Source organism: Bacillus sp. Brlt_9, from assembly GCF_051948935.1.
Taxonomy (GTDB): Bacteria; Bacillota; Bacilli; order Bacillales; family Bacillaceae_G; genus Bacillus_A.
In genome coordinates this window covers 232,108-244,384 of the sequence record NZ_JAYJLO010000004.1, presented here as the reverse complement: position 1 = coordinate 244,384, position 12,277 = coordinate 232,108, and the positions used below count along the sequence as shown (strand labels likewise).

The window sequence follows — 12,277 nt, the reverse complement described above, 5'->3', positions numbered from 1 at the left end:
TCAGTCTTAGTTTAGTATTGAGTATATTTAAAAGTTACAGTATGCAACATTGCATAAGAAAGGGGGTTGCTATTTTCTATAACCTGTAACTATAATAGTTACAGGTTGGTCGTATCCAATCAAAAAAATAAAATCATCATGAATGGAGATGTTTCATAATGGGTATGAAAAAATTAATATTAGCAGGTGCTTTAGGAATCGCAGCATTATCAGGAACAAATTTACCAGGACTAGAAGTAACAAAAGCGAGTGCAGCTTCTATTGAATCGAATTTCTCGACGTTAGAAGGACGAGTAGTAGAAGTAGATAACGGTGTAATTGTTGTTAAATCTAAGCAATATGAGGAACCTGTTAGTGTGTATATTGATTCACTTTCAAATGTGAAAGTAGGAGATGAAGTAAAAGCTACTGGATCTATGATGCGTAATTTTACGGAATATATGATTGCAACTGCAGTTGAAAATACAACAAACAAGTTAGGTATGCACATGAAAGAAGATGGTTCGCCTGATTATGTGATTGGGGAAGTATCAAAAGTAGCAACGATGGAAGATGAGGGAGACGGTGCTACTAAATATGTCGTAGTGGAGTATCCATCGCTAAACGGGAAGAAAGTTATTATTGATGTTTTCTTAACAAAGGGACAAGTATTTAATACGGGTGAGAAAGTGAAAATTGATATGAAGTATGTAGGCTGGGGCGGAAGTTCTATTAATTGGAACACAACAGACAATATTGAAAAAGTTCATGATTTTAAGAACAACGTTGAAAATAATGATGATGTTTGGATTTGGTCTTAATTAGAATTCAGTAATTAACAAAAGTATCATGTAGTATCCAGCAAATGGTGATGTGTATAATCATTTGCTGGATACTTTTTTGCTTTGTATTTTTTGAGAATAAGGAATATCCGACTAGAATATGATGTTTAAATCGGAGCGAATTTAAAAAATACAATAATGAAAGAGGTGTTTACATATGGAGCGAAATGAGAATTATTTACGAGCTAAAAAAAGGGTGGAGAATTTAAAAGCGTTTTATATTCATTTAACGGTCTATATATTAGTGAACTTAATGCTTTTTATTATAAATATAAGCTCTGATTCCAGTAAATTATGGTTTTTATATCCACTTGGAGGTTGGGGGATTGGTATCGTTATACACGGTTTAACAACTTTTCCAGTTGGGATATTCGGAAAAGAGTGGGAAGAACGAAAGATTAAAGAGTATATGGAGAAAGATAAGTGAATTTATTTTTGGAATGTATGAATATAAATCTCTACAATCAAATGCTTGATGCGAAGCCTATTCTATAGCTTCGCCTATTTGCTTTGTATTCGAAGTTAGTGCGAGTGAATATTGATATTCATTTTTTTAGTGTCAATTGCATGTGAAATCAAAACTTTACTTGTAGTACATAATAAATACAGTTGTTTTACTTTTTAAATTACATGTGGGTATAGGATAAAGTTGTTTTATCATCCTATATTAAAATAAAAATAAACCACTGTTCGATTTGAATATTCCACGATATAATGGTGAGAGTTTATGACAGAATAAATATTTACATAAGAAGTGAGGTACTGTATGAAAAAAAGAACGACAGACATTATTTTTATTATTATCGGTGCATTTCTTTTTGCGTTAGGTGTCAATTTGTTTGTTATCCCGAACGAGTTTGGTGAGGGCGGGGTAACAGGTATCACGATTATTACGTACTATTTATTTGAATGGTCACCGGGCTTAGTGAACTTAATTTTAAATGCGATTTTGTTAATAGCCGGTTATAAATTTTTAAATAAGATCACAACAATTTATACGATTATCGCTGTAGTTACGAACTCGCTATTCCTTCATTTGACAGAGGGATGGACGATTGCCTCGGATGAAATGCTCGTAAATGCCATTTTCGGTGGAATATTTATCGGATGCGGGATTGGTCTTATTATTCGCGTTGGCGGAACAACTGCAGGTACTACCATCTTAGCAAGGATGACGCATAAATATTTAGGATGGAGCATTAGCTATGGTTTACTGTTCTTCGATTTAATTGTTGCGTTTTCATCTTATTTCATCATTGGTGCAGAAAAACTGATGATAACAATTATTATGCTATATGTAGCAACGAAAGTGATGGAGTTTGTAATTGAAGGTTTAAATCCGAAGAAGGCTATTACGATTATTTCTGATAACCCGAATGACATTGCCGGGAAGGTAACTACCTTAATGGGCAGAGGGGTTACGGTGTACTCAGGTCATGGATATTACACGAAAACTCCGAAGGAAATTCTTTATGTTGTTATTAATAAGCAAGAAGTAGTGAAGCTAAAAAGGATTGTTCAAACTACGGATCCAGCTGCGTTCATCGCTATACACGATGTTCGTGATGTGTTTGGAGAAGGATTTGTTGATATTTCTAAGGCTTAGAAATTATTTTTGCTTAAAATAATCTTAATACTAAAACGTGAGAATCTATTTTGAATAGTCTTTTTTCAAAATAGATTCTTTTTTAATTAAACGACAGTCACTTTCAGTTCAATCTTTTACGTTCTAAAGAAAACCGCCGATAAAGCGCTCCAGTCTGTTCTTTAATTTTGAAATGTGAGAGTTGAATAACAATGGGTCATATGCGATTTTTTAATCTACTCCCCATGAGTTCCGCCATTTGTTTTGCATCTGGATTTTCTTCATCGTACAATTTCTCAATAATGTTAATATAATCAGTCTCATTTCGATTTTGACTTAATTTATATGCCGACGGGATGTCTTCCACTTATGAAATTAATAAATATTATGCTGTCTACAATAACCATGTTTTCAAAAGCTACATATTGCATACTATTAAATGAAAAAGGTCTCTCAGACAAGCTGAGAGACCGCTCAAATTACAATTCTTTATTTTCGGTTGGAAATACAACACTAATCAATCTAATGAATTATAAATGACTAAATTTTTCTCCTAATTTCATTTTTGCAAGTTCATATATAAAACCTTTTTTTCGTTGTTTTATCTTATCAATATTTTGCATCAAAATCATTAGCAGGAACAACTCTAAGATCTTATAACCAATAAGAGTCATAAATGAAATCATAAATATATTTGCAAAAGTCAAATTACCACCCCTTCATATCACAAAAAGCTTTAAAAATTTTAGGTGCTTTAGAACTGTATTTCCACCTTTTACAAGCAGTATCTACTCCTAATTCCAATATTATTGTTACTAACCAAGCAGCACCTATTGCTAAAAGTGCATTTATAAGAGCTCCTACTGTAATAATAACAGGAACAACTGTAGAGATTGGATCTGGTCCTGGAAATTCAACTTTATCTTTTTTTATATTTTCAAAAGCTAGAACTTCTGATGAACTTAAAGATTCATATCCATTTTTTAAATTTGTTGCTTGTTCAGGAGTAAGGCCTAATTCAAGTGCCTTTGAAGAATCAAAGACATACCTATCCTCATTTACCAATGTAAGGGATTCGTTAGCAATAGTATTAAGTTTTTCTATTTCTCCCCAATTTATTTCTTGTTCTTCTAGAACTTCATTAATAGATGTCAACGTCTGTTTATCCAAATTAAATTCTGTATTTGAAACCTTTAAATTTTGTGTTGGAACTGATTCTTTAGCTAAAGCATCAGCCCCCGGTATGAAATGCATAAAACCTAAAACTGTAGTAGAAATGAGTACTGCTTTTTTAAACATTAATTCCCATCCGTCAATTCTAAATTTTTCCAACCTTAGTAAATATATTCAATTAATAATGTGTAATTCCTTGTATAATTTTTTTTATTATATATTTTTTATATTTTTAAAAGTGAATTTACATCGCATAAGAATGAAAGAAGTTATATGTTAGATAGAGATCAAACTAAAATATTATTTAACTAGTATAAGTATATAATTTTTATATTACTTATTCATTTGAAGACTGACTGTTTTTCAATCTTCTTCAAGCTAACAAGGCTTTATACATTTGTTGCAAGAAACCATATCATAGCATTCGGCTTTTCTTTTTCTTGCAAAAAAACCAATTGTTTCTTAATGTAAGACATGTAGAAGGATGAACAAGAGAGGGTTTAATGAAGATGATACATATTTTATTAGCTGATGATGATAAGCATATTAGAGAATTGTTGCATTACCATTTACAAAAAGAGGGGTTTAAAGTTTTTGAAGCGGAAGATGGAAAGGTAGCGCAAGAAGTATTAGAGAAGGAAAACATTCATCTTGCGATTGTAGACATTATGATGCCGTTCGTTGACGGCTATACGTTATGTGAAGAAATTCGTAAGTATCATGATATTCCGGTTATTTTATTAACAGCAAAAGATCAGTTAGTCGATAAAGAAAAAGGGTTTATTTCCGGTACGGATGATTATATTGTAAAACCATTTGAGCCAGCTGAAGTCATTTTCCGTATGAAAGCATTACTGCGCCGTTATCAAATGCTGAGTGCAGACATTATTACACTTCACGGGACGACGATTGATCGTAAAGGTGTTGAAGTGAAGTGTAACGGGCAGACGATTTTACTACCGCTGAAGGAATTTGAATTATTATCACAACTTGCTAGTTATCCTGGAAGAACATTTTCAAGAGAAGAGCTAATTGAATTAGTATGGGGAATGGATTTTGAAGGGGATGAACGAACAGTTGATGTTCATGTGAAGAGACTACGAGATCGATTCTCAAAACGAACAGATGATTTTCAAATTACAACGGTGCGCGGACTCGGTTATAAGTTGGAGTTGAAATAAAATGAAATCACTATATTCTAGGTTTGTATTTATGACAGTCGGTATTATGCTGCTTAGTAGTATTATCGGCTTTTTATTAACGAACGTATATTATCAAGTGAAGTTAAAACCGTATAACAGTGAGAAGATTTTAACGTATGCGGAAGAAGTTAAGTCATTATATGAAAAGCAAAGTGAAGGAAATCAAGAGGCATATTTACATTCTATTGCAAAATTAGGATATGAAATTTATATTGTCGATGATCAAAAGAATGGAAAGCGTATCGGTAATGCGTTTCGTAAGACGTCCATTAGTGATGATACCGTTCATAAAGTATTGCGGGGGGAGACATTTAATGGTGTTTCCACGTATCCAACGCGCCTCTTTATTACAGGATTTTTCGATAATGAATTAATTAATAGCGTCGGTGTACCAGTACAACACGGTGATAAACAGTACGCATTATTTATTCGTCCTGACATTCAGAACCAATTTGGCGAGATGCGAATTTTTCTAGCGGTATTACTTGGGTTTATCGTACTATTGAGTATTGTTTTTATAGCGATTGCAGCTGGTTACATCGTTCGTCCTATTCGTAAATTTACGAAGGCTACGCAAAAAATTGCGAGTGGTGAATATGAAATTGAATTAGACGTAAAACGAAAAGATGAAATAGGAACGTTATCTACAAGCTTCCAAAAGATGACGAAAAGTATTAAAGAACTTGATGAAATGAGACAAGAATTCGTTTCGAACGTTTCACATGAATTCCAGTCACCGCTTTCTTCTATACAAGGTTTTTCGAAGACTTTGCAAACAGAAAAGATGAGTGATGAAGAAAGAAACCATTACTTACAAATTATTGAGGGCGAAAGCAAGCGAATGTCTAGTTTATGTAAACAGTTACTTACGCTAGCGTCATTAGATAAAGAAGAGAAAGTGTTGCAAAGAAAAGAATTCAATTTGCAGAAGCAAATTAAAGATGTCATTTTTATGCTCGAATGGAAATGGCGTGAAAAAGATATCGCTGTTGAATTTGATGTGCCGGACATTACAATTCAAGGTGATGAAAACTTACTTCATCAAGTATGGAGTAATATTTTTACGAATAGTATTAAGTTTTCAAACGATGCTGGGACGATTGAGTTTTTCGTGGAAGAGTTAGAGTCTAGTGTCATCATCTCGATTTCCGATAATGGAATCGGCATGGAAAAAGAAGAAATGGACCGTATATTTGATCGTTTTTACAAAGTAGATACGGCAAGAGCGAGAAACGTAGAAGGTAGTGGCTTAGGATTATCAATCGTGCAGAAAATTATTGAACTGCATAACGGAAACGTTTCAGTGTATAGTACGAAAGGGGAAGGGACTACTGTTCAGGTGGAGCTTCCGAAATAAATGCAAGGGAAGAGGCTGTTTGGAACGGTCTCTTTTTTGTCGGTAAGTCGATATAATCGAAAAATCGCTGATATATTATCACTTACGTGTAAAGTGATAAAAAGTTGTTTGAAAAATGCGAGTCAGTCTATTCCACAATTGGGCCATAGCCTTGAATAACAATTTGTGATTAATTTAGATATCCATGTGAATAAATAGGGGTTGTGAAGGAATGTACTTATGGTAACAAGTCAGATTAGTTTAGGAAGGAATATTATAAATAAAATGGAATAATAAATAAATTGAACAACAGAATTTATAGAAAAATTATTTATCTTTTAGGCATCAATTGTTTCAATACGAAAAAACTATTGGAAATGAGGGACTTTAAGATGACACACCCCGCATTAATAATGTACAAATACCACGTATGGGCAAATGGAGTGATAATTGATCGTTTAAAAGAACTACCACAGGACATTTATCATAAGGAAATTCAGAGTGGTTTTTCTTCGGTATCAAAGGTGTTGTCGCACATTTATCTTACAGATTACGCGTGGTTTGACATTATATTAGGTAAAAGTATGAATGAAGCAATGGTGTCTACAAACCAATTGAGAGAACAGGTAGAAACGAAAAATATTGAGGGAATGAAAAAATTATTTCAAGACTTATCCGAACGAAACAAAGCCCTTTTAAACAGTCAAGAAGATATTGATAAGGTGATAGTGGTGAACAACCCATATGCTGGGTTGCTTGAAACTTCTATTTCTGAATCAGTACTTCACGTTGTCACCCATGGTTCTTATCATCGTGGCAATATAGCTACCATGTTGCGGCAAATGGGGCAAACCTCCGTTATGCAAGATTTTGGACTTTACCTATATTCAAAATAAAACAGAGTTACTCAAGCGCAAATCTCCTTTAAATGGTTCCGTTTTTAAACCGGTGCGTTAGTCAAAAGGAAACAGGCAGCAATCAAAATCATCATCTTGATTTTCCACAAATGGGCGCTATTGTAGAATAAAACTTAGATTTTTGAATAACTTTATTGTTATATTTTTTAGTGTAGTAAAGTATCTTACATACAAAATGAAACAACTATATTTTTAACCCCGTTCTAAATTTAGAACGGGGTTATGTTTGTTTGAGCTTTTTAAATTAAATAATTTTATCATAACTAAACATTATGGATTAGATAATGTTTTCTTTCTGCTATAAAGCCGTGCCTTTCCCGCGCTCTACTTTAAACCGAACTCCAAAAGTATCTGCTGTAATTTCATCAACTTTCGGTAATGACCGTAATTTCGGGTGAAGTATTCATTCGAGAGAACTGAATAAAACCTCGATGTTTCGTAAGTGAAAAAAATATTAAAAAAATGTGAGTCCTACTATGCCATAATGGGACCGATTTGTGGCATAAGATCAGCAGGAAGTTTATTTGAATATGTAGAATCTCTACAGAGTTATCAGGATTGTATTTAAAATTGAACCGTGTAGGGAGGAAATTACTTTGAAACGAATTGATTTGTTATTAAACGTACTAGATTCAACATTCGATAAAGAGAGTTGGTATGCACCGTTTAAACATGCTATAGAAGGACTTACAGCTGAACAGGCTATGTGGAAACCATCTGGTGAGGAAACGAATACGATTTGGGAGAACGTTAATCATCTCATTTATTACAAAGAGAGGCTTGCTGCAAACTTGGAAGGTCGTGAATGGACTCATAATCTTGACGGTAATGACACCTTTTATTTTACTAAGCAATCTAATGATGATATGGAATGGAAGAAAGTCGTTGTCCGTTCTGAAAATGCTCAGCGTAATTTAAGGCAGGTATTAAGTGCAATTTCCGAAAAAGAGCTTAATTTTCTTGAGGGCAAATTACTGGACATTATGCTTCATGATGCTTACCATACAGGCCAAATTATTCAATTAAGGAAAATGCAGGGGACATGGCCATCAAAGCGTTAACTGAACGTTTGAGCTGGCGCTATTGTTGAATAAATTTTAGATATTCAAACGACTTTATTGTTATATTTTTAACCCCGTCCCTAATTTAAAACGGGGTTATGTTTGTTCTGTTATAAAGCCGCACCTTTCCCGCGCTCTTTCTTAAACTGCACTCCAAAAGTATCCGCTGTAATCTCATCAGCTTTTGGCAATGCTCGTAATTTCGGATGAAGTAACCATACGAGAGAAATGAAGAAAATCCCGATGCTAGCGAGTGCGAAAATGAGTTGGCTACTAAATACATTTGCGGTGTATCCGCCAATTAAAGAACCAAATGGCATCGCAATTGTGCCCATACTCCGCATAACTGAGTTGATGCGTCCAATATATTGATTTGGAATTACCATTTGACTAATTGTCGCAAACAATATGTTCGTAGCTCCAATTGGAATCCAAGCTAGACCGAATAAGAAAATAGACATCCATTGAAACGGTATAATCGTAGAGAGAAACCAAAAGATAGCGCCAGTCGCAAAGCTAATAATGGAGACACGGCCAACATTACGTTTGCCAACCCATGAACTGAATAATGCACCGATGAGACTACCTGCTGATATAGCAGCTAAGAAGAAACCATATAATTTCACACCACCTAAAGAATCAGCGAAAGAAGGGAGTATTGCCATCGTCATACCGATTGAAAAATTAGCGACAACTGAACCGATTAAAAATACGCCCATTAATGAACGAAAGACGATCGAAAAACCTTCTTTTAAATCAGAGAAATATTGCTTGGTTGAAAGTGTTGTGCCTGCTTCAGTTTGCTTTGGCATTTTCAATGAAAAGAACAATAGGGCAGTAATCGCGAATGTAAAAGAGTCGATTACATATAAAGTGATTGCGCCAAATAGTGCTACTAATATGCCAGAAAGAGTCGTACAAATTAAGTCAATGCCTTGATACGCAAATGAAAAGAGTGAATTTCCTTTTAATAATTGTGTTTTATGCAGTAGAAGTGGTAAAGCTTTTGATTGTGCGGGATAGGCGAATTGTTCGATAAAGGCTACGATGGGCATGATGATGAGTAGTAGTTGAACTGTTAATAGGTCGAAGTAGTGTGTAATAGGAATGATTAATATAAGAATGCATTGCAAAACTTGTGTGATGACGAGGGTGTTTTTGATTGACCATCTATCAACGAATGGACCGGTAAGAAATTGAAGTGCAGAAGGTAATAATGTAAGAAAACCAGCCAATCCAGAATAAAAAGGATTACCACTTAGCTTATATACGAGCCACATCGCGGCTACATAGTATAAGCTATCTCCTATGTTTGTAAAAATTCTCCCTAAAAATAGTAAGAGGAAATTCCGGTTTTTCAATATGTCCATTTAATCTACTCCTTTATAATAAAGTGAAACTTTAATCAGTGGGAGGTTCATCCCCACTGATTATTAGTTGAACCAATCGGACGTTTACGGGAAGTTAATCTCCCACTTAACTTCTTTTTTAGTTGAATTTTGAGGTTGGAGTTTCACTGACCGTTAATGTCGGATAAATTTATTCGGTAAAATAAATTTGACCGTTTATGTAAAAAAAATCGTATTACGATTTTTCTTCTTTTTTCACATATCGCTGCATTGCTCGTTCGTCGATTTGCAGTGCAGTAGTAGAAATGTAATAAGATTTACTATTTGGATCTTTATCCGCGTCTTTTGCGATTTCATTTAATTCAGCCATCAATTCATGAAATTTTTTCACCCACACTTGAAATTGTTCTGGCGTAGCATCAAATTCCCAGCAAGATGAAACGTAATTCCAATTAGCAGGGTCTTCGCTTACTTTTCGTAATGTAAAAGCTTCTTCTGGTGCAGTGAGAATGTGGTTTTTCGTTCTTTCTGTCATTTGTAAAAAGATTTGGCGACCTGATTCGCTTAACATTTCTAAATGAGGTAATAGATCTGCGGCAGGGGTGAAGCCTCTAGCGACAGATTGATAAAATTTTTGAATGATGCCATTCTTTTCTTCTGTATAAACAATTTCTATAAAACCATTCTTTTCTAATTCTTTTAAATGATAATGAATTTTCGCCCTTGGAATGCCGAATTTCTCAGATAGTAATTGTCCTGTATAAGGACGTTCGCATAGACGCATCATCATTTCGACACGTAGTGGATCGCTTATTGCTTTTAGTTGGCTATAAGTAGTTAGTGTTAACATGGGCTTCAACATAATCAACTCCTTAAATGAAATTACTCGGTCAAGATTATTTGACTGAATTGTATCAAGGATTTTAATTATTTTCAATACTTTCTGAAAATTAAATCTTCCCCTCTGTAATCTTCTGTTCATATTCCGTTCATAATTCTTTTTTATGATAAGTGCATAGAAAGAAAGAGGAAGGAGCGAGCGAAATGTTTTTAGCTCTGCGTGAATTAAAACAATCAAAATTACGATACGGATTAATCGGACTTATTATGGTGTTATTATCATTTTTAGTTCTTGTTATTTCAGGATTGGCAAATGGACTATCATATGATAATGCTTCATCGATTCAAAATATGGAGGCAAATAAGTTCGTTTTAGCAGATGATGCGGAAAATAAATTACTTCGTTCACAAATTAAGAAAGATGATGTAGATAACGTAGTAAATCAAGTAGGCGAGAAAGAGGCAGTTCCGTTTCGTGTGAAAGTTTCAACATATGAAAAGAAAGATAGTTCGAAAAAGGTTGATGTTGCGATTTTCTCAAGTGAACGCGATACATTTTTAGAACCGAACATTGTAAAAGGTGAGAAATTAGGTACAGCAAACAACGAAATGGTTGCTGATGAATCCATTAAAGAAAAAGGAATCGATATCGGGGATACAATTATTGATCCTGTTTCAAAGAAAGAATTTACAATCGTTGGATTTACGAAAGATCAAATGTTTAGCCATACACCAGTTGTGTATGTAAATGAAGATGTATGGGGATCTATTTCACAACCAAACCAAAAAGATTATAGTGCAATTGCACTTAACACAGATAAAGAGATTAAAAATGCACATGTAATTGACAAAAAAGAAGTGCTGCAAAGTATTCCAGGATTTAAAGAAGAACAAGGAACATTGACGATGATCATTGCGTTCTTACTTGTTATCGCTGCATTACTAATCGGTGTATTCTTCTACGTAATTACATTGCAAAAAACACAGCAATTAGGCGTATTAAAAGCAATCGGTACGAAGAATTCTTATTTAGCAAATAGCTTAGTCGTGCAGGCGTTATTCTTATCAGTCGTTGCGATGGTAATTAGCATCGTTCTTGTACAAGGGTTAGAACAAATTTTACCAGCAGGTATGCCGTTCTTATTAACAACACCGATGATTGCACAATACGCAGCAATCTTTATCGTAATTAGCATTTTAGGAACACTTATTTCGTTATACCAAGTATTAAAAGTTGATGCATTAGAAGCAATTGGAGGCGGGATGTAATGACTTCATTATTAAAATTAGACAAAGTAAGTAAGGTGTACGGAGAAGGGAATACGGAAGTAACAGCCCTTCATCCGATGTCGCTTGATGTGAAAGCTGGAGAATTTATCGGAATCGTCGGTCCTTCTGGATCAGGGAAAAGTACATTATTATCAATCGCGGGTGCGTTATTATCACCGTCAAAAGGGGATATTTACATTCGTGAGCAAAATATTACGAAGCTATCAGAAAAGGAAATGACAGACATTCGTTTGAAAAAAATCGGCTTCATTTTCCAGTTCGCAAATCTTGTTCCATATTTGAATGTAAAAGAACAATTGCTTTATATTGCAAAGCTTAAAAAAGAAAACAAACAAGAATCAGAAAAGCGTGCGGATCATTTATTAGCGGCATTTGGATTAGGAGAAAGAAAAAATCATTATCCAAATCAACTATCTGGCGGGGAAAAACAAAGGGTCGCAATCGCTCGTGCGTTCATGAACAACCCAGACTTAATATTAGCGGATGAGCCAACAGCAAGCTTAGACTCAAAACGTGCACGTGAAGTTGTGGAAATGATGAAACGTGAAGTGAAAGAAAGTCAAAAAGCAGCAATTATGATTACGCATGATGAAAGAATGCTTGATGTATGTGATCGTATATTGACGCTTAGAGATGGAAAGTTAATATAAAGAAAAAAGACAATCGCACATAAATGTGCGGTTGTCCTTTTTATAAAGTATAG

At 34.3% G+C, this 12,277-nt stretch carries 13 protein-coding genes and 2 pseudogenes; 9 read left to right on the top strand and 6 right to left on the bottom strand.

What is annotated here, in order from left to right; all coding sequences use genetic code 11:
* Nucleotides 1-158: 158 nt before the first annotated feature.
* The 3 genes from VF726_RS17755 (at nt 159) to VF726_RS17745 (ending at nt 2,427) form a co-directional block, all read left to right on the top strand.
* The gene (locus VF726_RS17755) at nt 159-800 is read left to right on the top strand and encodes a hypothetical protein (RefSeq protein ID WP_440170677.1); all 642 of its coding nucleotides are present in this window, start codon (nt 159-161) and stop codon (nt 798-800) included.
* A 178-nt stretch (nt 801-978) separates the two neighbouring features.
* Nucleotides 979-1,248, top strand: a complete 270-nt coding sequence (locus VF726_RS17750) for a 2TM domain-containing protein (protein ID WP_440170674.1) — start codon at nt 979-981, stop codon at nt 1,246-1,248.
* A gap of 339 nt (nt 1,249-1,587) precedes the next feature.
* Nucleotides 1,588-2,427 carry a YitT family protein gene (locus VF726_RS17745; RefSeq protein WP_440170672.1) on the top strand — a complete coding sequence of 280 codons (840 nt, stop codon included), beginning with the start codon at nt 1,588-1,590 and terminating at the stop codon, nt 2,425-2,427.
* A gap of 196 nt (nt 2,428-2,623) precedes the next feature.
* Here the strand turns inward: VF726_RS17745 and VF726_RS17740 are convergent.
* The 3 genes and pseudogenes from VF726_RS17740 to VF726_RS17730 form a co-directional block, all read right to left on the bottom strand.
* A pseudogene (locus tag VF726_RS17740) lies at nt 2,624-2,773 on the bottom strand (FMN-binding negative transcriptional regulator); the annotation flags it as partial.
* 163 nt (nt 2,774-2,936) lie between these two features.
* Nucleotides 2,937-3,113: a hypothetical protein gene (locus VF726_RS17735; protein ID WP_440170670.1), complete on the bottom strand. Its 177-nt coding sequence runs from the start codon at nt 3,111-3,113 to the stop codon at nt 2,937-2,939.
* Between the two features lies 1 nt (nt 3,114).
* A complete protein-coding gene (locus tag VF726_RS17730) occupies nt 3,115-3,705 on the bottom strand; it encodes a hypothetical protein (protein ID WP_440170668.1) in 591 nt (196 codons plus the stop codon).
* 377 nt (nt 3,706-4,082) lie between these two features.
* Between VF726_RS17730 and VF726_RS17725 the strand changes: the two genes are divergently transcribed.
* From VF726_RS17725 to VF726_RS17715, 3 genes are all read left to right on the top strand, one after another.
* The gene (locus VF726_RS17725) at nt 4,083-4,760 is read left to right on the top strand and encodes a response regulator transcription factor (RefSeq protein WP_000781966.1); all 678 of its coding nucleotides are present in this window, start codon (nt 4,083-4,085) and stop codon (nt 4,758-4,760) included.
* Nucleotide 4,761: 1 nt separating this feature from the next.
* On the top strand, nt 4,762-6,138 hold the full coding sequence (locus tag VF726_RS17720; RefSeq protein ID WP_440170664.1) for a sensor histidine kinase: 1,377 nt from the start codon (nt 4,762-4,764) through the stop codon (nt 6,136-6,138).
* A gap of 371 nt (nt 6,139-6,509) precedes the next feature.
* Nucleotides 6,510-7,013: a DinB family protein gene (locus VF726_RS17715; RefSeq protein ID WP_440170662.1), complete on the top strand. Its 504-nt coding sequence runs from the start codon at nt 6,510-6,512 to the stop codon at nt 7,011-7,013.
* A 319-nt stretch (nt 7,014-7,332) separates the two neighbouring features.
* Here VF726_RS17715 and VF726_RS17710 read toward each other — a convergent pair.
* Nucleotides 7,333-7,467, bottom strand: a pseudogene (locus VF726_RS17710) (MFS transporter); the annotation flags it as partial.
* A 163-nt stretch (nt 7,468-7,630) separates the two neighbouring features.
* Here VF726_RS17710 and VF726_RS17705 point away from each other — a divergent pair.
* A complete protein-coding gene (locus VF726_RS17705) occupies nt 7,631-8,095 on the top strand; it encodes a DinB family protein (RefSeq protein ID WP_440170659.1) in 465 nt (154 codons plus the stop codon).
* A gap of 110 nt (nt 8,096-8,205) precedes the next feature.
* Here VF726_RS17705 and VF726_RS17700 read toward each other — a convergent pair whose 3' ends face one another.
* Both VF726_RS17700 and VF726_RS17695 read right to left on the bottom strand, forming a co-directional pair.
* Complete coding sequence (locus VF726_RS17700; protein WP_440170657.1) at nt 8,206-9,465, bottom strand: MFS transporter; 1,260 nt, start codon at nt 9,463-9,465, stop codon at nt 8,206-8,208.
* Between the two features lie 214 nt (nt 9,466-9,679).
* Complete coding sequence (locus tag VF726_RS17695) at nt 9,680-10,306, bottom strand: ArsR/SmtB family transcription factor (protein WP_440170654.1); 627 nt, start codon at nt 10,304-10,306, stop codon at nt 9,680-9,682.
* Between the two features lie 182 nt (nt 10,307-10,488).
* Between VF726_RS17695 and VF726_RS17690 the strand changes: the two genes are divergently transcribed.
* Both VF726_RS17690 and VF726_RS17685 read left to right on the top strand, forming a co-directional pair.
* Nucleotides 10,489-11,553, top strand: a complete 1,065-nt coding sequence (locus VF726_RS17690; RefSeq protein ID WP_377854782.1) for an ABC transporter permease — start codon at nt 10,489-10,491, stop codon at nt 11,551-11,553.
* Complete coding sequence (locus VF726_RS17685) at nt 11,553-12,224, top strand: ABC transporter ATP-binding protein (protein WP_000202604.1); 672 nt, start codon at nt 11,553-11,555, stop codon at nt 12,222-12,224. The genes VF726_RS17690 and VF726_RS17685 overlap by 1 nt, the downstream gene beginning before the upstream one ends.
* Nucleotides 12,225-12,277: the final 53 nt, after the last annotated feature.